Source organism: Streptomyces sp. NPDC053665, assembly GCF_055585285.1.
Genome location: NZ_JBVJKK010000006.1, coordinates 162,485 through 185,485 on the forward strand (window position 1 = coordinate 162,485; position 23,001 = coordinate 185,485).

Consider the following 23,001-nt stretch of genomic DNA (forward strand, 5'->3'; position numbering starts at 1 on the left):
CCCTGTCCGGCTGCCTCCCGCCGGGCCGCCCCCGTCCGGCTGCCTCCATCCGGGTGCCGGCGGCGGGTGTACGGCCCCGTCGGCTGCGTCGGAGAGCCCGTTGGTTTCTACGTTGATTCGTATGATCATCGGATTCTCCTCGAGGCTGGCCGTATCCGCGGGCGCGCTGTGTGCGGCGGGCCTGATGGTCCTGATGCCCGCCGCGGCGGCTGACACCGGACAGGCGCAGCCCACGGCCCCGCCGGCCGGGCCCAGGGCGGCCGCCCCGCTCCCCTCGCTGCTGCACCGCCCCGGCGTCCAGGTGCGCCCGCGCGCCGGGGCCCCCCGCGTACCGAAGGTCTCCGCCCTGTCCTGGCTGGTGGCCGACGCCCGGACCGGCGAGGTGCTCGCCGCCCACAACGCGCACCGCAGGCTGCCCCCGGCGAGCACGCTCAAGACGCTCTTCGCGCTCACGGTGCTGCCCTCGCTCCCGGCGGGTGTCCGGCACACCGTCCGCGCGGAGGAGCTGCGGGGCATCGGCGCCGGCAGCAGCCTGGTCGGGGTCGCCGAGGGGCGTACGTACCGCGTCGACGACCTGTGGCGCGGTGTCTTCCTCAACTCGGGCAACGACGCCGTGCACGTCCTGGCCGAGCTCAACGGCGGCTGGCGGACCACGGCCCAGCGGATGCAGGCCAAGGCCCGGTCGCTCGGGGCCCTCGACACCCATGTGGTGTCCCCCGACGGCTACGACGCCCCGGGCCAGGTGTCGTCCGCGTACGACCTGGCGCTCTTCGGCCGGACGGGGCTGCGCAACCCCGACTTCGCCCGCTACTGCGCCACGGTCGAGGCGCAGTTCCCGGGCGCGGGCGGGTCGTACGCGATCCGCAACACCAACCGGCTGCTGAGCGGCACCCACGGTGTGAAGCCCTACCGGGGGATGATCGGCATCAAGAACGGCTACACCAGCAAGGCCGGCAACACCCTGGTGGCGGCGGCGCGCCGCGACGGCCGCACCCTGGTCGTGACGGTGATGAACCCGCAGGACGACGGCGGGTCCACGGTGTACGACGAGGCCCGCGCTCTCCTGGACTGGGGCTTCGGCTCGGCCGGCCGGGTCGAGGCCGTCGGCTCCCTCGGCGCGCCGCGGCCCGCGGCGCGGGCGGCGACGACCCCGCCCGCGGTCGCGGCGGCCGTGTCCGGGCAGCCGGAACCCGCCTGGACCTCGGCGGTCCTGATCGCGGGGGCCGCCGGAACGGGAGCCGCGGTCGTCGTCCTGGTGCTGCGCATCCCGGTCCGCAGGAAGAGCCGGCCCTGACGGGTCTCCCGCCGGCCTCACGCGGGCGGCGTGGGCACCCGCGAGGGGCCGGTCCGGGCGGGGTCAGAACACCGACAGACCGGTCAGGGTCGTGAAGCGGTCGAGGGCCGCCACCCCGGCCACCGAGTTGCCCCGCTCGTCGAGGCCGGGGCTCCACACGCACAGGGTGCAGCGCCCCGGGACGACCGCGACGATGCCGCCGCCCACGCCGCTCTTGCCGGGCAGGCCCACCCGGTAGGCGAAGTCGCCGGCCGCGTCGTAGGTCCCGCAGGTCAGCATGATCGCGTTGATCTGCTTGGCCTGGCTGCGGGTCAGCAGGCGCGTGCCGTCGGCGCGGACGCCGTGCCGGGCGAGGAAGCCCGCGGCGAGGGCCAGGTCGGCGCAGGACGCGGCGATCGAGCACTGGCGGAAGTACTGGTCCAGCAGCGTGGGCACCGGGTTGTCGATGTTGCCGTAGGACGCCATGAAGTGGCCGAGGGCCGCGTTGCGGTCGCCGTGGGTGGACTCGGAGGCCTCGACGGTCCGGTCGAAGGTCAGGTCCGGGTTGCCGCTCTCCGCGCGCAGGAACGCCAGCAGCTCGCCCGAGGCGTCACCGGTGCGGGTGTGCAGCCGGTCGGTGACCACCAGCGCGCCCGCGTTGATGAAGGGGTTGCGCGGGATGCCGTTCTCGTACTCCAGCTGCACCAGCGAGTTGAACGGGTTGCCGGAGGGTTCGCGGCCCACGTGCTCCCACAGGGCGTCGCCCTCGCGGGCCAGGTCCAGGGCGAGGGTGAAGACCTTGGTGATCGACTGCGCGGAGAACGGCTCGCGCCAGTCGCCGACGCCGTACACCGTGCCGTCCGGCTCGGCCACGGCCATGCCGAAGCGGCGCGGGTCGCGGGCGGCGAGCGCCGGGATGTAGTCGGCGGGCCGGCCCCGGCCGGGGGTCCGCTCGATCTCCTCGGCGATGCGCTCCAGGACCGGCTGGAAGGTGGTCGGCGACGTCATGATCGGCATTGTCCCTCCCGGCCGGTCCGCTCGCGCGTCCCCGGGTCAGCCCCGCGAGGGGCCGCTGCCGGCCAGCACCTCGGGCCGCAGCAGGTCCGCGAGCCGGTCAGCCGGCAGCAGGCCCTTGTCGAGGACGAGTTCGGCCACGCCCCGGCCGGTGGCGAGGGCTTCCTTGGCGATCTCGGTGGCCGCCGTGTAGCCGATGTGCGGGTTGAGGGCGGTCACCAGGCCGATGGAGTTCTCCACGCTCGCCCGCAGCGCCTCGGTGTTGGCGGTGATGCCGGACACGCACCGCTCGGCGAGCGTCACGCAGGCGTTGCGCAGATGGGTGACGGACTCCGACAGGGAGTGCAGGATGATCGGCTCGAACGCGTTGAGCTGGAGCTGTCCCGCCTCGGCGGCCATGGTGATGGCGACGTCGTTGCCGATCACCTCGAAGGCGACCTGGTTGACGACCTCCGGGATCACCGGGTTGACCTTGCCCGGCATGATCGACGAACCGGCCTGCACCGGCGGCAGGTTGATCTCGCCCAGCCCGGCACGCGGCCCGGAGGACAGCAGCCGCAGGTCGTTGCAGCTCTTGGACAGCTTCACCGCGACGCGCTTGAGCACGCCGGACATCTGCACGAACGCGCCGCAGTCCTGCGTCGCCTCCACCAGGTCGGCCGCGGTCACCAGGGGCAGGCCGGTGAGGGCGGAGAGGTGGCGGCGGGCCGACTCGGCGTACCCGGCGGGGGCGTTGAGGCCGGTGCCGATGGCGGTGGCGCCCAGGTTGATCTCGTGGATCAGCTCCACGGCCTCGGCGAGCCGGGCCCGGTCCTCGTCCAGCATGACGGCGTAGGCCGTGAACTCCTGCCCCAGCGTCATGGGGACCGCGTCCTGCAACTGGGTGCGGCCCATCTTGAGCACGTCGCGGAACTCGACGGCCTTGGCGGCGAACGCGTCCTGGAGGACCGCCATCGCGTCGAGCAGCCCGCGCACGGCGAACACCGTGGCGATCTTCACGGCGGTCGGGTAGACGTCGTTGGTCGACTGGCCGAGGTTGACGTCCTCGTTGGGGTGCAGGTGGCGGTAGTCGCCCTTGGCGTGGCCGAGCAGTTCCAGCGCCCGGTTGGCCACGACCTCGTTGGCGTTCATGTTGGTCGAGGTGCCCGCGCCGCCCTGGATGACGTCGACGACGAACTGGTCGTGCAGCTTGCCGGCGCGGATCTCCCGGCATGCCTCGACGATCGCGGCGGCCTTGCGGGGCTCCAGCAGGCCGAGTTCCTCGTTGGCGAGGGCGGCGGCGGCCTTGACCGCGGCCAGCGCGTCGACCAGGTGCGGGTACGCCGAGATGGGCGTGCCCGTGATGGGGAAGTTCTCCGTGGCCCGCAGGGTGTGGACACCCCAGTAGGCCTCGGCGGGAACGTCACGGTCGCCGAGCAGGTCGTGCTCGGAACGGGTGGCGGCGGTCATGAGGGTGAGGGATCCCTTGTCTGAGAAACGGAGCGTGGACGTGCGCCCTTCGGGGGCGCGGGGAACTGCGCGAGCGACCACGGCGGCCCCGCGGCCGCCGGACGGGAGCGGCCCGGCACGAGCTCAGGCGCAGGCAGCACCGGCAGGAGACCCCAGCAGGGGAACGGGCCGCACCCGCCCGACCTCCCGCCCACCTCCGAGCAGCGGCTCACCCTCGAACTCCTTGAGCAGCCCGCGGTCGACGCCGGCCCGGACCAGTGCCGCGGCGGTCACCGGCACCCGCGCCCGGTTCGCCCCGTCGGCGATCTTCACCGCGACGGCCCGGCCGTCGGCCAGTGCGGCGACCTGGACGCCCTCGAAGCCGTCCTTGGACAGCAGTCCCGGCACGGCCCGCATCAGCGCGGCGACGTCCCGGCCGGAGCCGGAGGCCATCTCGGCGTGCTCGCGCATGGCGTCGGCGACGCGGGCCTCGGGCGTGCCCGGGGCGGCCGCGACGATCCGGGCGGTGGCCCGGGCCAGTCCGTGCAGAGAGAGGGAGAACAGGGGCGCGCCGCAGCCGTCGACGCTCACCCGGGCGATGCGCTGCCCGGTGAGGTCCTCGACGATCTCGGCGACGGCCTGCTGGAGCGGGTGGGCCGGGTCGAGGTAGTTCTCCAGCGGCCAGCCGTTGAGGGCGCAGGTGTAGAGCATGGCCGCGTGCTTGCCGGAGCAGTTCTGGGCGAGCCGTGAGGGCAGCCGACCCGCGCGCACCCAGGCGTCCCGGACGGCCGGGTCGTACGGCATGTCGGGGACGTTGCGCAGGTGGTCCTCGCCGAGCCCGGCGAGTTCGAGGATGCGCCGGGCCCCGGCGAGGTGGCGTTCCTCGCCGGAGTGGCTGGCCGCGGCCAGCGACAGCAGTTCGCCGTCCAGCGGGAGTCCGGCCCGGACCATGGCGACGGCCTGGACGGGTTTGATCGCGGAGCGCGGGTAGAAGGCGGCCTCGACGTCTCCGAGCCGGAGCGTGACCTCTCCGTCGGCGTCGAGGACGACGACGGAGCCGTGGTGGACGCCCTCGACGACGCCGTCGCGGACGAGGTGGGCGACGGGGGCGTGTGCGGGTTCGCGGACAAGGGGTGCGTCCGCGGGGGAGCTGCTGAACATCACTGCCTGCTTCCTCTGGAACGGCGCGTCGGTCACGTGCCGGATCCGGTGGTGGACGTGCGGGCGACACGGCCGCGGACGGCGAACCGTCCGGCGACCGGGGCCGCGGCGATCAGCGGCAGGCACAGCACGGTGGTGCGTTCGGCGCCGCCGCCGACGGAACGTTTCTGCACCTCGTCGTGCAGGGACTGCCCGCTCAACGCCCGGCTCCGCCGTCCGCGGGCCCGTCCGCCGTGCGCGGCGAGCGCACGATGTCGGTGAGGGTCGTCTCGACACGGTCGAGGTGGTGGGTCATGGCCGCCACGGCGTCGTCCTCGCTGCCGTCGGTCAGCGCCTCGACGATCGCGCGGTGCTCGCGGTTGGACTGCTCGCGGCGGCCGCCGAGTTCGTTGAGGAAGGCCGACTGGCGGGCCAGGGCGTCCCGGATCCCCTCGATGACCCGCCGGAAGACCGGGTTCTGGGCCGCCTCGGCGACGGCGAGGTGGAACAGCGTGTCCATCGCGACCCACGCGGTGGTGTCCGTCTCCCGCTCCATCCGGTCCATCAGATGGGCCAGGTGGTCGAGGTTCTCCGGGGTGCGGCGCAGGGCGGCGTACCCCGCGACGGGGATCTCGACGTGGCGGCGCACCTCCATCAGGTCGCTGGCCGCGTAGTCGCCGAAGGTCGGGTCCTCGACGGCGGCGGCGACGACGAAGGTGCCCTTGCCGGTGCGGGACACGGTCAGTCCCATGGTCTGCAGCGCCCGCAGCGCCTCGCGCAGCACGGGCCGGGAGACCTCGAGGGTGCGGCACAGCTCCGCTTCGGACGGGAGTTTGTCGCCGATGGCGTACTCGCCCCGCTCGATGGCGCCGCGCAGGTGTGCCAGGACCGCTTCCATGGCGCTCACGCGCCGCACGGGCTGTCCGGCTGTCCGGCTGTCTGACAGGTTCACGGGAGCGATACTCCGGGCCGACGGCTCGTCCTGTCAAGCCGGCCCGTGCCGCCCGCGACGGCCCTTCCCGCCGGTTTCCGCGCCCTGACGCCCTCCGGCACCTCTCGGACGCGCCCCTCACAGGCGCACCAGCGCGGCCCCGGCGAAGGCCGCGGCGACGCCCACCGACACACTCGCGGCGACGTTCAGGGCCGCCCGCAGTCCCGCCCCGGTCTCCGCCAGGCGCAGGGTCTCGTAGGAGAACGTCGAGTACGTCGTCAGCGCCCCGCACAGGCCGGTGCCGAGCAGGAGCTGCAGCTGGGCGCCGGCGCCGGTGAGCAGGCCGAGGACCAGGCAGCCGGTGACGTTCACCGCGAAGGTGCCCCACGGGAAGACCGAGTCGTGCCGGGCCTGGACCGCCCGGTCGGTGAGGTAGCGCAGCGGGGCGCCCACCATCGCGCCGCAGACGACCAGCAGCCAGTTCACGGCGACTTCTCACCCTCCGTGTCCGGGTTGCCGGGATCGTCCCCGCTTTCGGCGCAGCGGATCACCTCGCACGTGTCGACGGTGACGAGCCCGTCGGTGACGAGGTCCTGGAGCTGCGGCAGGAAGGCGCGCACCCGCGGGGCGGTGTCGACGACCACGACCGCCACGGGCAGGTCCTCGCCGAGCGAGAGCAGCCGTGCGGTGTGGATGAGGGAGGAGGCGCCGAAGCCCTCGATGCCGCGGAAGACGGAGGCGCCCGCGAGTCCCGCCGCGTGGGCCCGGTGGACGATCTCCGCGTAGAGGGGCCTGTGGCGCCAGGTGTCGTTCTCGCCGACGATGACGGTGAGCCGCAGGGCCGTACCGGTCGATGCGGTCATGACTGCCTCCTTGCGAGGGCGGCGCGGATCGCCGCGCTGCGGGCGGAGCGGGTCGCCGTCGCGGCGAGCCACACCGCCGCGAGGGCGGCGAGCGGGGTCGCCGCGAGGTAGGCGAGTCCGGTCGCCGCCCTGCCGTCGTCGATCAGCTGCCGGACATCCACCGCGTAGGTCGAGAAGGTGGTGAACCCGCCGAGGACGCCGGTGCCGAAGAAGGGGCGGACCAGCGGGTGGGCCGTCCGGACCTCGGTGATCAGCACCATGAACACGCCGATCACGGCGCAGCCGGCGATGTTCACCCAGAGCGTCGTCCAGGGGAAGGCGCCGTGCGGCGACGGCCACGCGAGGCCCGCCGCGTACCGGGCGGTGGCGCCCGCCGCCCCGCCCAGCGCCACCACGGCGACCACGGGCGCCTGGGCACGCCGGGAGGACGCCCGGCGGGAGCCGGCCGGGCGGCTGAAGGGCTCCTGAGGGGCTGTCACGGTGGTGCGTCTCCTACTCGCCGGGGCCCGGGGGTGCGGGCGTGTGCCGTCGCAAGTAGGGACCGTTGGCGGCGTCCTGCCGCGGTTCGGGTACGGCGGGCCCCACCGCCGCGCCGCGGTGGACCCCCGCGGCCGCGTTCAGGTTAACCCCGGCCGCGCGGCGGGGTCACGTCGAGGGCCGGGCCTTCGGCCCGCCTACCAGCCCTTCTCGAACATGCGGGCCACCTCGGCGATCCGCATGTCGTCCCGGTGGTAGCGCACCACGCCGGCGGACCGGGTCGAGCGCAGCAGGCCGGCCGCCTCCAGCAGGCGCAGATGGGTGAGGGCGACCGGCGCCGCCAGCGCGAACCGCTCGGCCACGTCGTCCACGGTGACCCCGTCGGCGGCGGGTCCGGGCTCCTTGAGCCAGGCCAGGATGCGCAGCCGCGTCTCGTCGGTCGGAGTCCTCAGCATGTCGTGCCCCTGCCCCGCGGCTGTGCCCTCACCGCGCCCTCCCACTGTCTCGCAGCTCCGGCGGCCCTGTCCGGCACTCGCACGCGTTGACCGATACCGAACTGCCGTGGCGCTGAGCGGAGTTCATGATCGGCGGGTGTGCGGGGAGAACGGCCCCCGCTGCCGGTCCCGGACGGGGCCGGACGGGAGCCGGACGAGCCGGACGGGGCCTGACCGACGAGGGCCGCCCACGCGCGACTATCAGCGCCGCACCAGCGCGAGCACACTCAGCCCGAACATCGCGACACCCAGAGGGAGATGGACGGACGGCACGTGCGCGATGCCGAGCACGACCTGGACCGACGCGAGGAGGAGGAAACCCGCCGCGTGCCCTACGGGCCGCGCCGAGCCGCCGCCGGGCTTCCAGGCCAGGACCGCCGCGAGCAGGTACAGCATCGACGCCCCGTACATCACCCGCGCCCCGACGCCGTGCAGCAACTCCCCGTAGGACGAGGTCAGCAGCAGCCCGGCGGAGACCGCCTGGAGGAAGATGGTCAGCGTCTGCAGGGCGATCGCGAACTGCAGGAAGGAGCTGCCGCGCGGTGCCGTCGCCTGTGTGGCCATGTCAGTCCCCTGTTCCGCCCGGCCGGGCAGCAGATCGGTAAGGTCTCACCGGTCCGACGAAGCGGGCGCGCGAAAGGTAAGGCGAGCCGGTGGCCGGGGGGCATCCGATGACGGGGACGGACACGGACGGGACGGCCGGTGAACGGCGCCGGCTCATCAACGTCGCCTACCGCCTGCTGGGTTCGCTGGCCGAGGCGGAGGACGCCGTGCAGGAGGCGTACGCCCGCTGGTACGCGCTGCCCGTGGGCCGGCGGCGGGAGATCCGCTCCCCCGGCGCCTGGCTGACGACCGTGACCGGCCGCATCTGCCTGGACGTGCTCGGCTCTGCACGGGCCCGGCGCGAACGCTATGTCGGCGCGTGGCTCCCCGAGCCGCTGCCCGACCGGGCCGAGTGGGGCCACGGCCGGGCCACCGACCCGGCGGACCTGATGGTCCTGGACGAGTCGGTGACCATGGCCTTCCTCGTCGTGCTGGAGTCGATGACACCCGCCGAGCGGGTGGCGTTCGTCCTGCACGACGTCTTCCGCTACCCGTTCGCCGAGATCGCCGGCGTCCTCGGCCGGACCCCGGCGGCCTGCAAGCAGCTCGCGGCCTCCGCCCGGCGCCGGGTGGGCGCCGCTCCCGCTCCCGCCGCGGCCGGTCAGGCGGACGTGGTCCGGCGGGTGCGGCGGGCCTGGGAGGACAAGGACATCGCGGCCCTCGTGGACGTCCTCGACCCGGCCGCCGTGATGACCGCCGACGGCGGTGGCGTGGCCGGTGCGGCACTGCGTCCGGTGGAGGGCGCCGCCGGCATCGCCCGGTACATGGCGGGGATCGCCGACCGGGCGCCGGGACTCGAACTCCTGGAGCGGTCGGTCAACGGGGTGCCAGGGCTGGTGGCCCGGCGGGCCGGCGCCGTCCTGACCGTCGCCTCGTTCGAGGTCGCGGACGGGCGCGCCACGCGGATCTGGGTGGTGCGCAATCCGGAGAAGCTGCGGCCTTGGGCGCGGGCTGCCTAGGACACCTGCCGATCTCCGGCCGTCCGGGCCGCCGGCGGACCGTGGACGAGCACTGCATGCACACTCATGGAACCCCCCGGCCGGTGTTACCGTGCACCTATGGCAGCGACGACGGCCGGTGTGCGGCTCGAGGAACGGTGGCGGGACATCCTGTCGGCGCACGCGCGCACGATGTGCGAGATCGACCGGGCGCTGCATCCGCACGGCCTCGGCGCCTCCGACTTCGAGGTGCTGGACATGCTGGTGACCGCGGCGGCCGACGAGGGCGCGCAGTGCCGGGTGCAGAACCTGGTGGGGCGGGTCCACCTCAGCCAGAGCGCGCTGTCCCGGCTGATCGCCCGGTTGGAGAAGGACGGACTGGTGACGCGGTCCGTCTGCGTGGAGGACCGGCGCGGGGTGTGGGTGTCCCTCACGGACAAGGGGCGTGCCCTGCACGCCGAGGTGCTGCCGTTGCAGCGGGCCGCACTGGCCCGGACCCTGGGCGAGTAGCGCCCGGGCCCGGACGGGGCGGTTGGCCCTACGGGCGCGCCAGCAGGGTGCGCACTCCCTCCGAGGTGAGCGTCAGGCGGTGCTCCGAACTGCCGTCGATGGTGAGCGACAGGTCGTCGGCCGGCCATTGTGCGGCCAGGGCGCCGAGCGGTACCAGACGGTAGCGGGACACGAACGGCAGCAGCCCGGCCATCTCCATCTCGGAGGTGAACACGGGCACCACGGGCTCGCCGCCCGGCTGCTCCAGCACGGGCAGCGCCACCGCCGAGGGGTTGGCGGCTTCGCCGTCGCTCGCGTCGTCGGGCACGGGGATGAGCACGTCGCTGTTGGCGAGCGCGTCCAGTGCCGCCGCGTCCTCCGTGTTGTCGGCGAGGACGTCCAGAGCCCGCTGGGCGGGCGTGGGCGTGGGGTCGTTTGCAGGTGTCTCCATGGCAGATTCCCTGGTAGCGGCGGTCGTGCGTGCCGCCCGGGACATGATCCGCCCCGGGCGCATTCCTGCTCGCGTACCCGAACGGGCCGGGCGCAACCCTTGCGGATCTTGAGGGTTCCGGGGTCCGTCGGCAGCCGCTCCCCCCGCAACCCGGCGCCCGGGGTCCGCGGGTGTCCGCGGTCCGGGCGGTCGGGGGGGGAGCGCAGCCGGACGGACTACGGTCGCCCTGCGGCGGCGCGGCGCCAGGCGGAGTCCCGCAGCAGCCGCAGGCCGTTGAGGCCCACCAGGACCGTGGACCCCTCGTGGCCGGCGACGCCCAGCGGCAGCGGCAGGTCGCCGGCGAGGTCCCAGACGACGAGCCCGGTGATGAACACCCCCGCGATCACGAGGTTCTGCACGACGAGCCGGCGCGCGCGGCGGGACAGGGCGACGACGGCGGGTACGGCGGCGAGTTCGTCGCGCACGATCACGGCGTCGGCGGTCTCCAGGGCGAGGTCGGACCCGGCCCGGCCCATGGCGATCCCGGTGTGGGCGGCGGCCAGGGCGGGCGCGTCGTTGACGCCGTCGCCGACGACCAGCACACGGCGTCCGGCCCGCTCCAGTTCCCGCACGGCGGTCAGCTTGTCCTGGGGCAGCAGCCCGGCGCGCACGTCGGTGATGCCGGACTCGGCGGCGACCCGCGCCGCGGCCCGGGCGTTGTCGCCGGTGAGGAGCAGCGGAGCGGCGCCGGTGAGCGCGGTCAGGGAGGCGACCGTGCCGGCGGCGTCGGGGCGCAGCCGGTCGGCGATGCCGAGCAGTCCGGCGGGAGCGCCGTCCACGACGACCAGCACCGCGGTGCGGCCGGACTCCTCCAGTTCCGCGGCCGTCGCCGCCGCCGTGTCCGCGAGGCGGGCGGGCGCGCCGACCGCGACCGTGCGGCCGTCGACGACGGCGCTCACTCCGACGCCGGGCGTGGAGGTGAAGTCGTGGGCGGCGGGCACGGGCACGCCGCGTGCGTGGGCGGCCGCCACGACCGCCCGGGCCAGGGGGTGCTCGCTGGGCTGCTCGGCGCCGGCCGCCAGGGCCAGCACCTCCTCCTCGTCGAGGCCGGACCCGGGCAGGGTGCGGACCTCGGTGACGCGCGGGCTGCCCTCGGTGAGCGTGCCGGTCTTGTCGAGGGCCGCCGCGTCCACCTGCCCGAGCCGCTCCATCACCACGGCGGACTTCACCAGGACGCCGTGCCGTCCGGCGTTGGCGATGGCGGAGAGCAGGGGCGGCATGGTGGCCAGGACGACCGCGCACGGGGACGCCACGATCATGAACGTCATGGCGCGCAGCAGCGCCTCGGTGAGGTCCTCGCCGGCGGCCAGGGGCACCAGGAAGACGGCCAGGGTGGCGGCGACCATGCCCAGCGAGTAGCGCTGCTCGACCTTCTCGATGAACAGTTGCGTGGGTGCCTTGGTCTCGGACGCCTCCTGCACCATGCGGACGATCCGGGCGATGACCGAGTCGGACGCGTCGCGCTCGACCCGGACCCGCAGGGCGCCCGTGCCGTTGAGCGTGCCCGCGAACACCTCGTCGCCCCGGCCCTTGGGCACGGGCAGCGGTTCACCGGTGATGGTCGCCTGGTCCACCTCGCCGGCCCCGTCGAGCACCCGGCCGTCGGCACCGATCCGCTCGCCCGGGCGGACGAGGACCGTGTCGCCGACCGACAGCTCCTCCACGGGGACGGTGTGCTCGGTGCCGTCGGGGGCGATGCGGGTGGCGGTGGCGGGGGCCAGGTCGAGCAGTCCGCGGACGGAGTCGGCGGTCCGGGCCGTGGCCAGCGCCTCCAGGGCACCCGAGGTGGCGAAGATGACGATGAGCAGGGCGCCGTCCATGACCTGCCCGATGGAGGCCGCGCCCAGGGCGGCGACGACCATCAGCAGGTCGACGTCGAGAGTGCCGTTCTTCAGCGCCCTGAGGCCCTCCCGGCCCGGCTCCCAGCCACCCGACACGTATGCCAGTGCGTACAGCGGCCCCCAGGTCCAGGAGGGCGCGCCGGTGAGCTGGAGGGGCAGGGCGAGCAGGAAGCAGGCGGTGGCCGCCGCGGCCCACCGGGCTTCGGGCAGCGTGAGCAGCCGGGTGCGCCGCCGTGGTGCGCTCCCGGTGCGCGCGGGCTCCGCCCGGCCGGCGGGCCGCGGCGTGAGGGTGGAGGTCATGGGAGGGGTCCTTCGGGCGGGGACGCGTGAGGCCCCCACCTTACAGGAACACATGAAGACTCATTCATGCCTTCATGTGCCGTCGGCGGCCGTCCGCCTCCCCTGGCGGACGGCCGCCGCGCGCGGCTCAGGTGTCGAAGTCCACCGTCAGTTCGTCCGACACCGGGTACGACTGGCAGGTCAGGACGTAGCCGGCGTCGACCTCGGCGGGCTCCAGGGCGAAGTTGCGGCGCATGTCGGCCTTGCCGTCGGTGACCAGGGCCCGGCAGGTGCCGCAGACGCCGCCCTTGCAGGCGAAGGGCAGGTCGGGCCGGGTCTCCTGGGCGCCTTCGAGGAGGGTGCGCTCGCGGGGCAGGGCGGAGGTGGTGGAGCGCCCGTCCAGGGTGACGGTGACCTGGCTGACCGGCCCGGAGGGGCCCGCCTCGGCGTGGTGGACCTCGCGGACGGGTTCGTCGCCGGCGTAGAACAGCTCCTGGTGGACGCGGTCGGCGGGGACGCCGAGGCCGGCCAGGACCTGCTGGGCGGAGCGGACCATGCCGTGCGGGCCGCACAGCCACCAGTGGCCGGCGGACTCCACGTCGACCAGCGCGTCGACGAGCGCCGACAGCCGCTCGGCGTCGAGGCGGCCGGACAGCAGCTCGGCCTCGCGGGGTTCGCGCGACAGGACGTGGGCCAGCTGGAAGCGCGTCGGGTACAGGTCCTTCAGGTCGGCCAGTTCGTCCGCGAACATCACCGTGCCGGTGCGGCGGTTGCCGTACAGGAGGGTCACGCGCGAGCGGGGGTCGGCGGCCAGGACGGACTCGGCGATGGAGATCATGGGCGTGATGCCGGAACCGGCGGCGATCAGGACGTGGTGCCCGGGGGCGGTGAGGTCCGGGGTGAACGCCCCGGTCGGCGCCATCACCTCGACCAGGTCGCCGGGGCGCACCTCGTGCACCAGCCAGGACGAGAACAGGCCGCCGGGGACGACCCGCACGCCGATGCGCGGGGCCGTGCCCGCGGGTGAGCAGATCGAGTAGGAGCGGCGCTCGTCGCGGCCGTCGATCTCGCGCCGCAGCGTGAGCGACTGACCCGGCGCGAAGGCGAACTCCCCGGCGAGGTCCGGCGGGATGTCGAAACCGACCGCCACCGCGTCCTCGCACAGCGGACGCACCTCGGCGACCCGCAGGGAGTGGAAGACCGGACGTCGGCGGGCACGCGCGGGTACCCCCGGGGAGGGGGCCGGCTCCATCAGGTCCTCCATCAGATCTCCTTGAGGTACTCGAACGGCTCGCGGCAGGCGAGGCAGCGCCACAGGGCCTTGCAGGACGTGGCGCCGAAGCGGGAGGTCTCCTCGGTGTCGGGGTGACCGCAGCGCGGGCAGGGCACCGAGCGGCGGGTCGGCGACAGCACGAGCGGGACCGGTCCCGCGGCGCGGGCGGGTGCGGCGCCGGGCGGGGCGATGCCGTGCTCGGCGAGCTTGCGGCGGCCCTCGTCCGTGATCCAGTCGCTGGTCCACGGCGGGTCCAGGACGGTACGGATCTCCACGCGCGCGTACCCGGCGTCACGCAGCCGGGCGGCCACCCCGGCGCGCATCTCCGCCATGGCCGGGCAGCCCGAGTAGGTGGGGGTCAGGCTCGCGACGACCGTGCCGTCCTCGGCGAGCGACACCTCGCGCAGCACGCCGAGGTCGGCCAGGGTGAGCATGGGCAGCTCCGGGTCGGGCACCTGCTCGGCGATCCGCCGTGCCCGCCGGGCGTCGAGCAGCGTCGTCACCATGTCGCCTCCGGGTGCGCCCGCGCCACGCCCTGCAACTCGGCCAGCAGGGGCACGAGATGCCCGGTGTGCTCGCCGGAGCGGCCCGAACCGGGCAGCGGCCGGTAGACCGGCATGGGCAGTCCGGCCGCCTCGGTCACCTGGCGCAGGACGGCGACGACCTCCTCGCGCACGTCGTACGCGGTGAACAGCTCGCCGAGGTAGGGCGCCACCTGCTCCTGCGCCCTGCGCATCCGCCGGTGCGACTCCTCGGTGCCGTCGCCGAGGCGCACGGCCCATTCCGCGGCGTACTGCCGGTGGTAGGCCAGTTCCTTCACGCCCTTGGCGGCGATCGCCGCGAGGACCGGGTCGGGGTGGCCGGTGAGCCGCTCGAAGTGCGCGAGCCGCCAGCTGGAGAGCACCAGCAGCCGGACGATCGAGAACGCGAAGTCCCCGTTGGGCAGTTCGGCCAGACGGACGTTGCGGAATTCGCCGGCGTCACGGAAGTAGGCGAAGGCGTCCTCGTCGCGGCCCGTGCCGTCGACCTGGCCCGCGCGGGAGTAGAGGAGGCGGGCCTGGCCCAGCAGGTCCAGGCCGATATTGGCGAGGGCCACCTCCTCCTCCAGCTCGGGGGCGCGGGTCGTCCACTCGGCGAGTCGCTGGGCCGCCACCAGGGCGTCGTCGGCCAGGTCGACGCAGAGGCCGGCCAGTTCACCGGCGTCCACGCCGTCCGGGACGGTGGTGTCGACGCCGTGCAGGGGGTCCTCGAAGCCGGTGCCGTAGGCCCAGCGGGTGTCGTCCTCGTGTCCCTCGGCGAGGGTCAGGTAGACGTGGTCGTCGCTCATGCCCTCTCCTTCAGATGTGCGGGACGTCGTCGGGGATGTCGTAGAAGGTCGGGTGTCGGTAGACCTTGTCGGCGCTCGGCTCGAAGAAGGGGTCCTTCTCGTCGCGTGTGGAGGCGGCGATGTGCTGCGAGCGCACGACCCAGATGGACACGCCCTCGTTGCGGCGGGTGTAGAGGTCGCGGGCGTGGGTGAGCGCCATGCGGTCGTCGGCCGCGTGCAGCGAGCCCACGTGGACGTGGTTCAGGCCGCGCTTGCCGCGCACGAACACCTCGTACAGGGGCCAGTCCTGCTTGCCGGCGGTCATGCCACCGCTCCCTTCCGCGTCCGGGACGCCTGCTTGGCGGCGTGGGCGGTGGCCGCCTCACGCACCCAGGCGCCCTCCTCGTGGGCCGTGCGGCGTCGGGTCACGCGCTCCTCGTTGCACGGTCCGTCGCCCTTGATGACCCTCATCAGCTCGTCCCAGTCGGGCGTGCCGAAGTCGTGGTGCCCCCGCTCCTCGTTCCAGCGCAGCTCCGGGTCCGGGAGCGTCACACCGAGCTTGTCGGCCTGCGGCACGGTCATGTCGACGAAGCGCTGGCGCAGTTCGTCGTTGCTGTGCCGCTTGATCTTCCAGGCCATGGACTGCGCCGAGTTGGGCGAGGCCTCGTCGGGCGGGCCGAACATCATCAGCGACGGCCACCACCAGCGGTTCACCGCGTCCTGCACCATCTCGCGCTGCTCGGGCGTGCCGCGCATCATCGTCATCAGCAGCTCGTAGCCCTGCCGCTGGTGGAAGGACTCCTCCTTGCAGATCCGCACCATGGCCCGCGCGTACGGCCCGAAGGAGGAGCGGCACAGCGGCACCTGGTTGCAGATCGCGGCGCCGTCCACGAACCAGCCGATGACACCCACGTCGGCGAAGCTCATCGTCGGGTAGTTGAAGATCGACGAGTACTTCTGGCGGCCCTCGATGAGACGCTCGGTGAGGTCGGCGCGGTCGGCGCCCAGCGTCTCCGCCGCCGAGTACAGGTACAGCCCGTGCCCGGCCTCGTCCTGGACCTTGGCGAACAGGATGGCCTTGCGGCGCAGCGACGGCGCCCGGGTGATCCACTCGCCCTCGGGCTGCATGCCGATGATCTCGGAGTGCGCGTGCTGCGCGATCTGCCGGACCAGTGTCTTCCGGTAGCCCTCGGGCATCCAGTCGCGCGGCTCGATGCGCTGGTCCCGCGCGATCGTCGCCTCGAAGTGCTGCTGGAGAACCGGCTCGGCGCCGTCCGCCCCCGCGGGGCTGGAGTGTGTCGTGTCCATCCGTCCCACTTCCCAACCGACCATTCGTTCGGTCCATGCTATCCAAGCCGGGGCGCCTTGGTAAGCCCCCGGCTCTTGACAGCCCCGGTGGCGGCTTGATTACTTGGCGCCAAGCTAACCGAATGGTCGGTCGGGCTACAAGGTGGTGCGTGAAGTGACCGGAACCGCTGACGCGACGACGCCCGCGGAGGCCATGTTCGCCGCGGACCGGGCCTCCCGGGGCCTCGGGATCGAACTGCTGGAACAGGGCGTGGGCACCGCGGTGCTGCGCATGACCGTGACCGGGTCGATGGTGAACGGCCACGGCATCGCACACGGCGGGTACGTCTTCCTCCTCGCCGACACGGCGTTCGCCTGCGCGTGCAACAGCCATGGTCCGGTGACCGTCGCGGCGGGCGCGGACATCTCGTTCGTCGCCCCCGTGCGCGAGGGCGACATCCTGGTGGCGAGGGCGGAGGAACGCACCCGGTACGGCCGCAGCGGCCTGTACGACGTGACCGTCCTGCGGGGCGACGACGTGGTGGCCGAGTTCCGGGGCCGCAGCCGCACCATCCACAGCACGAGGTCCGAGGAGCCGGCATGACCAGCCACACGCAGACCACGCCGGGCGCCGTGGACCCGGCCGGACGGCGGCGGGGCGAGCCCCTCCCCCACGCCCTCCTGGACGACGCCGAGCGCCTCACCCGCGAGGAACTGCGCGCGCTCCAGCTGGACCGGCTGCGCCGGAGCCTGCGGCACGCCTACGACAACGTCGAGACGTACCGCGCGAAGTTCGACGCGGCCGGCGTGCGGCCCGAGGACTGCCGCTCCCTGGAGGACCTGGCCCGCTTCCCCTTCACGACCAAGGCCGACCTGCGCGACACCTACCCGTTCGGCATGTTCGCCGTTCCCATGGACCGGGTGCGGCGCGTGCACGCCTCCAGCGGCACCACCGGCCGCCCCACGGTGGTCGGCTACACCGAGAACGACCTGTCGATGTGGTCGGACCTGGTCGCCCGGTCGATCCGGGCCGCCGGCGGCCGCCCGGGGCACAAAGTGCACATCTCCTACGGCTACGGGCTGTTCACCGGCGGCCTCGGCGCCCACTACGGCGCGGAGCGCGCCGGCTGCCTGGTGATCCCGGCCTCCGGCGGCATGACCGCCCGCCAGGTGCAGATCATCCAGGACTTCCGGCCCGAGATCATCATGGTCACCCCGTCCTACATGCTGACCCTGCTCGACGAGTTCGAGCGGCAGGGCCTCGATCCGCGGGCGAGCAGCCTGCGCGTGGGCATCTTCGGCGCGGAGCCGTGGACCGAGCAGATGCGCCGCGAGATCGAGGAGCGGACGGACATCCACGCCGTGGACATCTACGGGCTGTCCGAGGTGATCGGCCCGGGCGTCGCCCAGGAATGCGTGGAGACCAAGGACGGCCTGCACGTCTGGGAGGACCACTTCTACCCCGAGGTGGTCGACCCGATCACCGGTGAGGTGCTGCCCGAGGGCGAGGAGGGCGAGCTGGTCTTCACCTCGCTCACCAAGGAGGCCCTGCCGATCGTCCGCTACCGCACCCGCGACCTGACCCGGCTGCTGCCGGGCACGGCCCGGCCCGCCTTCCGCCGCATCCAGAAGATCACCGGCCGCTGCGACGACATGATCATCCTGCGCGGTGTGAACGTCTTCCCCAGCCAGATCGAGGAGATCGTGCTGCGCACCCCCGGGGTCGCACCGCACTTCCAGATCCAGCTGACCCGGCGCGGCCGCCTGGACCACATGGGGGTCCGGGTCGAGAGCCGGCCCGGCACCCCGCCGGAGTCGCGCGAGGCGGCGGCGCGGGCGATCGCGAAGGACGTGAAGGACGGCGTGGGCGTCACGGTCGACGTGACGATCGTCGAGCCGGAGACCCTGGAGCGGTCCGTCGGCAAGCTCAAGCGGGTCAAGGACCTGCGCGAGGAGTGAGGGCCGGCCGGGTGGCGGTCGGGCAGGGGCGTTCAGGAACGGCACCGCACGGGGGTGGCCGGTTCCTCGCCGGGTGTTGCGGGCCCCGCGTGCGCCTCGCCAACGCCGGGCGCCTCCGGCCGGGTGTGCACCGCGTACGCCGAGGTCCGCCCGGTCGCCCCGGTCTCGTGCGACCCGGGGTCCGCCTCGGGTGAGGTGTGCGCCCCGGGCGAGGTGCGCGCCTCAGGTGACGTGTGTGCCCCGGGTGGGGTGTGCGCACCGGTCCGGGTGTGTGCCGTGAGCGCGGTGGACGCACCCGGCTCGGTGGACGCCCCCGGCTCCGTGGAAGTACCCGGCTCCGTGGATGCCCCCGGCTCGGTGGGTGATCCGGGACCGGTCGCCGTCCGGGACCGGACCGGCTTGCGGATCAGCAGCAGGGCCGCGTCGTCGTGCAGCCTGCCGCCCACGTGCGCCAGCAGTTCGCCGTGCAGGGCGTCGAGGGTGCGGGCCGGTTCGGGGCTCACGTGCCGCTGAAGCCCCTCGGCCAGCGGGTAGAAGGCCCGGCCGTGGTCGCGGGCCTCGGTGACCCCGTCGGTGTACAGCAGGAGCTGGTCGCCCTCGGCGAACGGCAGTTCCTGCAGGCCGGGGACCTGGCCCGCGAGGGCGCGCAGTCCGAGGGGCGGGGACGGCAGATCGGGCTCGACCGGCGTCACGGCCCCCGACGTGCGGACCAGCAGCGGGGGCGTGTGCCCGCAGTTCACGATCTCCAGGTGCCCACCCGGCGGATACCCGGCGACGATCGCGGTGACGAAGTCGTCGTGGCCGAGGTTGCGCGCGAGGCTCCGCTCGATCCGCTCGACCACGGCGAGCAGGTCGGGTTCGTCGTGGGCGGCCTCCCGGAACACCCCCACGACCAGGGCGGCGGTCCCCACGGCGGGCAGCCCCTTGCCGCGCACGTCGCCCACGATCAGCCGCACCCCGTGCGGGGTGGGTATCAGCGCGTAGAGGTCACCGCCGATCCGGGCCTCCGCCGCCGCGGCGCTGTAGCGCACGGCCACCTGGAACGGGCCGACGTGGGCCGGTACGGGCTTGAGCAGCGCGTGCTGGGCGGTCTCGGCCACCGAGCGGACGGCCGCGAGGACCCTCTCCCGCCGCCCGCGCAGCACGACCGCCAGGCCGCCCGCGAGGGTGACCGCCACCAGCGCCGCCAGCACGCCGGTCAGTTCCGGCCCGGGCACCTCGTCGCGAAGCCCGAGCACGGCCGCGACCGCCGTGGCCAGCAGGCCGACCCCGGCGACGCCCGTGAGCCCGTTGGTGACGGCGGCGAGGGCGGGCCCGGCGGCGAGCAGGGGGAGCCAGATCGTGCCGGTGTCACCGGTCAGGTCGGCGAGGAGCACGGCGACGACGACCAGGGCGGGCAGGACGGGTGTGCCGGCGGCCAGCCGCGCGCGTGCGCGTCTGCGGGCCGGTGCTCCGGCACCGGCCGCTCGGCTGCCGGACGGCCGTACCGGGCGGTGGTCGCCACCGAGGTCTCGCGCATGGCTCATGTGCTTATCCGTGTCCTTCACCTGTACGCGGGGCGCGGCCGGAAGCGCACCCCCGAATGTCCGTTTCATACAGAAAAAGGGGTGGGCCGGGACGGCGGCAAGGAGACGGTTTTCAGATAGTGAGCGAGAGCCCTCGGGTGACGCGGCTCGCGGTCGGCAGCAGCCGCTCGCGGATCTCCGGCAGCCGGGAGAGGCGGTGCGCCGGGAGGGAGACGCCCAGCGAGCCGACCGTGTCCCCGCTGTAGACGGGGACGGCGACGCAGACCGTGCCGAGGGAGTACTCCTCGAGGTCCGTGACGGCGGGGGCCAGCGGCGGGGCCTCCAGCCGCCTGAGCAGTTCCGGCAGGCTGGTGATCGTCCGCGGGGTGAGGTCGGCGAGGTGGTGGCGGGCCAGGTAGTCCCGGCGGGCCTCCTCGTCCAGCTCCCGCAGCACGGCCTTGCCCAGCGCGGTGGCGTGCCCCGCGTCCTCGAAGCCGACCCACAGGTCGACGCGGGGGGTGCCGGGCCCGTCGACGATCTCGGCGACCCGGATCTCGCCGTCCTCGTAGAAGGTGAGGTAGGCGGCGCTGGCGAGCTCGTCGCGCAGTGCGTTGAGCGTCGGCCGCACACGGTTCAGCAGGGCCTGGGCCCGGCCCGTGGAGCGCAGGGACTGCAGCTTGTCGCCCAGGACGAAGCCGCCGTCGTCCAGCTTCCGCACATAGCCGTCGTGCACCAGGGTGCGCAGCAGGTGATAGGCCGTGGCCAGGGGCAGGCCGGTCTCGCGTGCCAGCTGCTTGGCCGGAGCGCCGTTCTCGTGCGCGCTCACCGCCTCCAGCAGACGCATCGCCCGCTGCACGGAGCCGATGAGCGTGGGGCCGTCTCGCGCACCCATAGGAACAGCCTGCGCCAGGCCGGCACGGCGAGCAAGGTGGACACCGATACGTGCGCAAGCGATGCCCGAGCGGGCAGAAACGGAACAAAGGCGCGAAACGCCGCAAGGGTCCTTCTCGGCTCTTCCCCGAGCGGCCACCATGCCATGTCATGGACATCTTGCTCGTCGCCAGCGCGTTCAACAGCCTGTCCCAGCGTGTGTACGCCGAACTGTCCGACCAGGGCCACCGCCTGGACGTCGTCCTCGCCTCGCACGGCGCCGACGCGGTCCGCGCCGCCGTGCACGAGTTCCGCCCGGAGCTGATCGTCGCGCCGATGCTGAAGTCGGCTCTGCCGGAGGACATCTGGCAGGAGCACACCTGCCTGGTCGTACACCCCGGCCCGCCCGGCGACCGCGGCCCCTCGTCGCTGGACCACGCCCTCACCGAGGGTGCCCGCGAGTGGGGCGTGACGGTGCTCCAGGCCGGGGCCGCCATGGACGCGGGCGACATCTGGGCGGACGGCTCCTTCACGGTCCCGCCGGCGGGCAAGAGCGACGTGTACCGCAACGAGCTGTCCGACGCCGCCACGGCCGCCGTCCTGCAGGCCGTGCGGCGCTACGCCGACGGCGCGTTCAAGCCCCGGCCGCAGAGCGACCCGGGCATCCACGTGGTCTGGCGGGACTTCCTCCGCCAGGAGCAGCGGCGCGTGGACTGGGAGAACGACGACACGGAAACGGTCCTGCGCACATTGCGCGCCGCCGATTCGCAGCCGGGCGTGCTGGACGAGCTGTGCGGGCGCGAGGTGTTCCTGCACGGCGGGCACCCGGAGGACCGGCTGCGCGGGCGGCCCGGGGAACTGCTGGCCACCCGGGCCGGCGCCGTGTGCCGGGCGACCCGGGACGGTGCCGTGTGGATCCCGGAGCTGCGTCCCCGCAAGAGCTCCGGTGATCCGGCTCCGTTCCGCCGCCCCGCAGCCTCGGTGCTGGCCGGGTTCCCCGCGCCGGCCGGCAGCGGCCCGGGCATGCCCGGCATGACGGACCGCCCGTACTGGCTGCCGGAGATCGCGGCCCGGCTCGAACTGCCCGCGGACCGCACGACCTGGACGGACATCCGCTACCGCCAGCAGGGCGACGTGGGCTTCCTGTCCTTCTCCTTCCCGGGCGGCGCGATGAGCACCGTCCACTGCCGCAGGCTGCTCGCCGCCTACCGGTACGCGCTGACCCGCCCCACCTCGGTGCTGGTGCTCGGCGGCGGCCGGGACGTCTTCGCCAACGGCATCCATCTGAACGTCATCGAGGCGGCCGGCGACCCGGCGGGCGAGTCCTGGGCCAATCTGACCGCTCTGAACGACCTGGTCGAGGCCGTGCTGCGTACCACCGACCGGCTGGTCGTCTCGGCCCTCGCCGGCAACGCGGCCGCCGGGGGGCTGATGCTGGCGCTGGCCGCGGACGAGGTCTGGTGCCGCACGGGCGGCGTCCTGAACCCGCACTACCGGACCATGGGCCTGTACGGCTCGGAGTACTGGACGTACTCGCTGCCGCGCCGGGTGGGGGCCGAGACGGCGGAGCGCCTGACGAGCCAGGCGCTGCCGGTGAGCGCGGTGTCGGCCGAGCGGATGGGGCTGGTCGACCGTCTGGTGCCGGTCGCGGCCGAGGAGTTCACCGCGGAGGTGGAACGTCTGGCCGCCGGGACGGTGAGCGACGGCGACCTCGCCCGGCGCATCACCGCCAAGGCCACGGCGCGGCACGCGGACGAGCTCCACCGGCCCCTGGCCGAGTACCGCAGGGCCGAACTGGCCCGCATGCGGGCCGTGTTCTTCGACCCGCAGGCGTCGTACCACGCGCTGCGGTCCGCCTTCGTGCGCAAGGTCCCGGCCGGAGCGGCCCGGCCGCTGCTGGGCGCGGACGGGTGAGGAGGAGGCGGCGCGGCCGGGCGCGGGGAGGCCGACGGCCCGTCGGCGCATGAGCGCGACGGGCCGGGGCGGGGCGTGCGGGCCGGGGCGTCACCGGCGCACGTGGGACAGCCGCCCGGCCAGCGCCGGGATGATCACGGCGGCGGCCACCAGGTGGGACACGGCCAGGACGGCCTGGGTGGACAGGGCCGTGTGCGGGGCGACGGCAGGGCCCGCGAGGGACAGGACGGTGAGCGCGACGGTGGTCACCGTGAACGTACGGGCGGGCCGCCGGGCCCACCGGGCGAGTGCGACCGCCAGGACGATGCCCGCGACCGACCAGAACAGCACCCCGCCGAAGAAGCCGCCGACCGGGATCGGTGCCGCCTCCTTCGCGCCCGGGCTCGCCGCCTCCATGGGGACGCCGGCGGCGCGGGCGGCCAGCGCGAACAGTTCGGTCACGACCGCGCCCGCGAGCGTCGCGAGCAGCCCGACCAGCCAGACGGGACGGGTGGCGAGGAAGCCGGAGATCCTGGCCGGACGGTCCTGCGCGGACGGGTTCTGAGTGGTCGTCACAGTCATGTCGGGCTCTCCTGAGGGGCGTTGGGGCTCGGCGAGCCCTGTGCAGGGGTAGACGGCGCGGTCCGC

Annotated in this window: 25 protein-coding genes and 1 pseudogene; 6 read left to right on the forward strand and 20 right to left on the reverse strand. The window is 74.1% G+C overall.

The window, feature by feature from the left end:
• Positions 1-121: 121 nt before the first annotated feature.
• Positions 122-1,294, forward strand: coding sequence for a D-alanyl-D-alanine carboxypeptidase family protein (locus ACZ6ZN_RS23980; RefSeq protein WP_398108365.1), 1,173 nt, complete (start codon positions 122-124; stop codon positions 1,292-1,294).
• 63 nt (positions 1,295-1,357) lie between these two features.
• Here ACZ6ZN_RS23980 and ACZ6ZN_RS23985 read toward each other — a convergent pair whose 3' ends face one another.
• From ACZ6ZN_RS23985 to ACZ6ZN_RS24030, 10 genes are all read right to left on the reverse strand, one after another.
• Positions 1,358-2,290 (reverse strand): glutaminase, encoded by a 933-nt coding sequence (locus tag ACZ6ZN_RS23985; RefSeq protein WP_469649256.1) that lies wholly within the window; start codon positions 2,288-2,290, stop codon positions 1,358-1,360.
• Between the two features lie 36 nt (positions 2,291-2,326).
• A complete protein-coding gene (aspA, locus tag ACZ6ZN_RS23990) occupies positions 2,327-3,736 on the reverse strand; it encodes an aspartate ammonia-lyase (protein ID WP_398108367.1) in 1,410 nt (469 codons plus the stop codon).
• Between the two features lie 123 nt (positions 3,737-3,859).
• Positions 3,860-4,876, reverse strand: coding sequence for an asparaginase (locus ACZ6ZN_RS23995; protein WP_451878676.1), 1,017 nt, complete (start codon positions 4,874-4,876; stop codon positions 3,860-3,862).
• Between the two features lie 32 nt (positions 4,877-4,908).
• On the reverse strand, positions 4,909-5,076 hold the full coding sequence (locus tag ACZ6ZN_RS24000; RefSeq protein ID WP_469649258.1) for a hypothetical protein: 168 nt from the start codon (positions 5,074-5,076) through the stop codon (positions 4,909-4,911).
• Entirely contained in the window at positions 5,073-5,753 is a 681-nt protein-coding gene (locus ACZ6ZN_RS24005) for a FadR/GntR family transcriptional regulator (protein ID WP_469649833.1), read from the reverse strand. Before ACZ6ZN_RS24005 ends, ACZ6ZN_RS24000 begins: the two co-directional genes overlap by 4 nt.
• Positions 5,754-5,924: 171 nt before the next feature.
• Positions 5,925-6,272, reverse strand: coding sequence for a fluoride efflux transporter CrcB (gene crcB / locus ACZ6ZN_RS24010; protein ID WP_469649260.1), 348 nt, complete (start codon positions 6,270-6,272; stop codon positions 5,925-5,927).
• Positions 6,269-6,649 carry a DUF190 domain-containing protein gene (locus ACZ6ZN_RS24015; RefSeq protein ID WP_469649264.1) on the reverse strand — a complete coding sequence of 127 codons (381 nt, stop codon included), beginning with the start codon at positions 6,647-6,649 and terminating at the stop codon, positions 6,269-6,271. Before ACZ6ZN_RS24015 ends, crcB (ACZ6ZN_RS24010) begins: the two co-directional genes overlap by 4 nt.
• A complete protein-coding gene (gene crcB, locus ACZ6ZN_RS24020; protein ID WP_469649266.1) occupies positions 6,646-7,128 on the reverse strand; it encodes a fluoride efflux transporter CrcB in 483 nt (160 codons plus the stop codon). Before crcB (ACZ6ZN_RS24020) ends, ACZ6ZN_RS24015 begins: the two co-directional genes overlap by 4 nt.
• 195 nt (positions 7,129-7,323) lie before the next feature.
• On the reverse strand, positions 7,324-7,581 hold the full coding sequence (locus tag ACZ6ZN_RS24025; protein ID WP_398108373.1) for an ArsR/SmtB family transcription factor: 258 nt from the start codon (positions 7,579-7,581) through the stop codon (positions 7,324-7,326).
• A gap of 240 nt (positions 7,582-7,821) precedes the next feature.
• On the reverse strand, positions 7,822-8,184 hold the full coding sequence (locus ACZ6ZN_RS24030; protein ID WP_469649270.1) for a hypothetical protein: 363 nt from the start codon (positions 8,182-8,184) through the stop codon (positions 7,822-7,824).
• A 107-nt stretch (positions 8,185-8,291) separates the two neighbouring features.
• On the opposite strand from ACZ6ZN_RS24030, the gene sigJ reads away from it, so the two are divergent.
• Both sigJ and ACZ6ZN_RS24040 read left to right on the forward strand, forming a co-directional pair.
• Positions 8,292-9,182, forward strand: coding sequence for an RNA polymerase sigma factor SigJ (sigJ, locus tag ACZ6ZN_RS24035; RefSeq protein ID WP_469649272.1), 891 nt, complete (start codon positions 8,292-8,294; stop codon positions 9,180-9,182).
• A gap of 99 nt (positions 9,183-9,281) precedes the next feature.
• Entirely contained in the window at positions 9,282-9,671 is a 390-nt protein-coding gene (locus tag ACZ6ZN_RS24040; RefSeq protein WP_398108376.1) for a MarR family winged helix-turn-helix transcriptional regulator, read from the forward strand.
• A 28-nt stretch (positions 9,672-9,699) separates the two neighbouring features.
• Here the strand turns inward: ACZ6ZN_RS24040 and ACZ6ZN_RS24045 are convergent, their stop codons facing one another.
• The 7 genes from ACZ6ZN_RS24045 to paaA all read right to left on the reverse strand — a co-directional run bounded on the left by ACZ6ZN_RS24045 (position 9,700) and on the right by paaA (position 16,147).
• Positions 9,700-10,101: an SseB family protein gene (locus ACZ6ZN_RS24045; RefSeq protein ID WP_469649275.1), complete on the reverse strand. Its 402-nt coding sequence runs from the start codon at positions 10,099-10,101 to the stop codon at positions 9,700-9,702.
• Between the two features lie 215 nt (positions 10,102-10,316).
• Positions 10,317-12,281 (reverse strand): heavy metal translocating P-type ATPase, encoded by a 1,965-nt coding sequence (locus tag ACZ6ZN_RS24050; RefSeq protein ID WP_469649278.1) that lies wholly within the window; start codon positions 12,279-12,281, stop codon positions 10,317-10,319.
• Positions 12,282-12,408: 127 nt separating this feature from the next.
• A complete protein-coding gene (paaE, locus tag ACZ6ZN_RS24055; protein ID WP_451878684.1) occupies positions 12,409-13,524 on the reverse strand; it encodes a 1,2-phenylacetyl-CoA epoxidase subunit PaaE in 1,116 nt (371 codons plus the stop codon).
• Entirely contained in the window at positions 13,524-14,039 is a 516-nt protein-coding gene (gene paaD / locus ACZ6ZN_RS24060; protein ID WP_398108379.1) for a 1,2-phenylacetyl-CoA epoxidase subunit PaaD, read from the reverse strand. Before paaD ends, paaE begins: the two co-directional genes overlap by 1 nt.
• Complete coding sequence (gene paaC, locus ACZ6ZN_RS24065) at positions 14,033-14,860, reverse strand: 1,2-phenylacetyl-CoA epoxidase subunit PaaC (protein ID WP_469649282.1); 828 nt, start codon at positions 14,858-14,860, stop codon at positions 14,033-14,035. The genes paaD and paaC overlap by 7 nt, the downstream gene beginning before the upstream one ends.
• 10 nt (positions 14,861-14,870) lie before the next feature.
• Positions 14,871-15,164, reverse strand: coding sequence for a 1,2-phenylacetyl-CoA epoxidase subunit PaaB (paaB, locus tag ACZ6ZN_RS24070; protein ID WP_469649285.1), 294 nt, complete (start codon positions 15,162-15,164; stop codon positions 14,871-14,873).
• The gene (gene paaA / locus ACZ6ZN_RS24075) at positions 15,161-16,147 is read right to left on the reverse strand and encodes a 1,2-phenylacetyl-CoA epoxidase subunit PaaA (RefSeq protein ID WP_469649287.1); all 987 of its coding nucleotides are present in this window, start codon (positions 16,145-16,147) and stop codon (positions 15,161-15,163) included. Before paaA ends, paaB begins: the two co-directional genes overlap by 4 nt.
• A 193-nt stretch (positions 16,148-16,340) precedes the next feature.
• On the opposite strand from paaA, the gene paaI reads away from it, so the two are divergent.
• Both paaI and paaK read left to right on the forward strand, forming a co-directional pair.
• On the forward strand, positions 16,341-16,730 hold the full coding sequence (gene paaI, locus ACZ6ZN_RS24080) for a hydroxyphenylacetyl-CoA thioesterase PaaI (protein WP_469649835.1): 390 nt from the start codon (positions 16,341-16,343) through the stop codon (positions 16,728-16,730).
• Positions 16,727-18,085 (forward strand): phenylacetate--CoA ligase PaaK, encoded by a 1,359-nt coding sequence (gene paaK / locus ACZ6ZN_RS24085; protein WP_451878687.1) that lies wholly within the window; start codon positions 16,727-16,729, stop codon positions 18,083-18,085. The genes paaI and paaK overlap by 4 nt, the downstream gene beginning before the upstream one ends.
• A gap of 368 nt (positions 18,086-18,453) precedes the next feature.
• Here the strand turns inward: paaK and ACZ6ZN_RS24090 are convergent.
• Together ACZ6ZN_RS24090 and ACZ6ZN_RS24095 are read right to left on the reverse strand one after the other, a co-directional pair.
• Positions 18,454-19,611, reverse strand: a pseudogene (locus ACZ6ZN_RS24090) (PP2C family protein-serine/threonine phosphatase); the annotation flags it as partial.
• Positions 19,612-19,723: 112 nt separating this feature from the next.
• The gene (locus ACZ6ZN_RS24095; protein WP_451878688.1) at positions 19,724-20,482 is read right to left on the reverse strand and encodes an IclR family transcriptional regulator; all 759 of its coding nucleotides are present in this window, start codon (positions 20,480-20,482) and stop codon (positions 19,724-19,726) included.
• 149 nt (positions 20,483-20,631) lie between these two features.
• Here ACZ6ZN_RS24095 and ACZ6ZN_RS24100 point away from each other — a divergent pair, with 149 nt between their 5' ends.
• Positions 20,632-22,374, forward strand: a complete 1,743-nt coding sequence (locus ACZ6ZN_RS24100; RefSeq protein WP_469649292.1) for a hydrogenase maturation protein — start codon at positions 20,632-20,634, stop codon at positions 22,372-22,374.
• Positions 22,375-22,464: 90 nt separating this feature from the next.
• Here ACZ6ZN_RS24100 and ACZ6ZN_RS24105 read toward each other — a convergent pair whose 3' ends face one another.
• Positions 22,465-22,935: a DUF6069 family protein gene (locus ACZ6ZN_RS24105; protein ID WP_469649294.1), complete on the reverse strand. Its 471-nt coding sequence runs from the start codon at positions 22,933-22,935 to the stop codon at positions 22,465-22,467.
• Between the last annotated feature and the right edge of the window lie 66 nt (positions 22,936-23,001).

Coding starts and splice junctions, on each gene's coding strand:
- paaE (WP_451878684.1), bottom strand. CDS start 13,524: ATGGAGGACCTGATGGAGCCGGCCCCCTCCCCGGGGGTACCCGCGCGT.
- ACZ6ZN_RS24005 (WP_469649833.1), bottom strand. CDS start 5,753: ATGGAAGCGGTCCTGGCACACCTGCGCGGCGCCATCGAGCGGGGCGAG.
- paaD (WP_398108379.1), bottom strand. CDS start 14,039: ATGGTGACGACGCTGCTCGACGCCCGGCGGGCACGGCGGATCGCCGAG.
- ACZ6ZN_RS24100 (WP_469649292.1), top strand. CDS start 20,632: ATGGACATCTTGCTCGTCGCCAGCGCGTTCAACAGCCTGTCCCAGCGT.
- paaI (WP_469649835.1), top strand. CDS start 16,341: ATGTTCGCCGCGGACCGGGCCTCCCGGGGCCTCGGGATCGAACTGCTG.
- paaC (WP_469649282.1), bottom strand. CDS start 14,860: ATGAGCGACGACCACGTCTACCTGACCCTCGCCGAGGGACACGAGGAC.
- ACZ6ZN_RS24015 (WP_469649264.1), bottom strand. CDS start 6,649: ATGACCGCATCGACCGGTACGGCCCTGCGGCTCACCGTCATCGTCGGC.
- ACZ6ZN_RS24105 (WP_469649294.1), bottom strand. CDS start 22,935: ATGACTGTGACGACCACTCAGAACCCGTCCGCGCAGGACCGTCCGGCC.
- ACZ6ZN_RS24050 (WP_469649278.1), bottom strand. CDS start 12,281: ATGACCTCCACCCTCACGCCGCGGCCCGCCGGCCGGGCGGAGCCCGCG.
- ACZ6ZN_RS24030 (WP_469649270.1), bottom strand. CDS start 8,184: ATGGCCACACAGGCGACGGCACCGCGCGGCAGCTCCTTCCTGCAGTTC.
- aspA (WP_398108367.1), bottom strand. CDS start 3,736: ATGACCGCCGCCACCCGTTCCGAGCACGACCTGCTCGGCGACCGTGAC.
- ACZ6ZN_RS23980 (WP_398108365.1), top strand. CDS start 122: ATGATCATCGGATTCTCCTCGAGGCTGGCCGTATCCGCGGGCGCGCTG.
- ACZ6ZN_RS24095 (WP_451878688.1), bottom strand. CDS start 20,482: ATGGGTGCGCGAGACGGCCCCACGCTCATCGGCTCCGTGCAGCGGGCG.
- paaA (WP_469649287.1), bottom strand. CDS start 16,147: ATGGACACGACACACTCCAGCCCCGCGGGGGCGGACGGCGCCGAGCCG.
- paaB (WP_469649285.1), bottom strand. CDS start 15,164: ATGACCGCCGGCAAGCAGGACTGGCCCCTGTACGAGGTGTTCGTGCGC.
- ACZ6ZN_RS24045 (WP_469649275.1), bottom strand. CDS start 10,101: ATGGAGACACCTGCAAACGACCCCACGCCCACGCCCGCCCAGCGGGCT.
- paaK (WP_451878687.1), top strand. CDS start 16,727: ATGACCAGCCACACGCAGACCACGCCGGGCGCCGTGGACCCGGCCGGA.
- ACZ6ZN_RS24025 (WP_398108373.1), bottom strand. CDS start 7,581: ATGCTGAGGACTCCGACCGACGAGACGCGGCTGCGCATCCTGGCCTGG.
- ACZ6ZN_RS23995 (WP_451878676.1), bottom strand. CDS start 4,876: ATGTTCAGCAGCTCCCCCGCGGACGCACCCCTTGTCCGCGAACCCGCA.
- sigJ (WP_469649272.1), top strand. CDS start 8,292: ATGACGGGGACGGACACGGACGGGACGGCCGGTGAACGGCGCCGGCTC.
- ACZ6ZN_RS24040 (WP_398108376.1), top strand. CDS start 9,282: ATGGCAGCGACGACGGCCGGTGTGCGGCTCGAGGAACGGTGGCGGGAC.
- ACZ6ZN_RS23985 (WP_469649256.1), bottom strand. CDS start 2,290: ATGCCGATCATGACGTCGCCGACCACCTTCCAGCCGGTCCTGGAGCGC.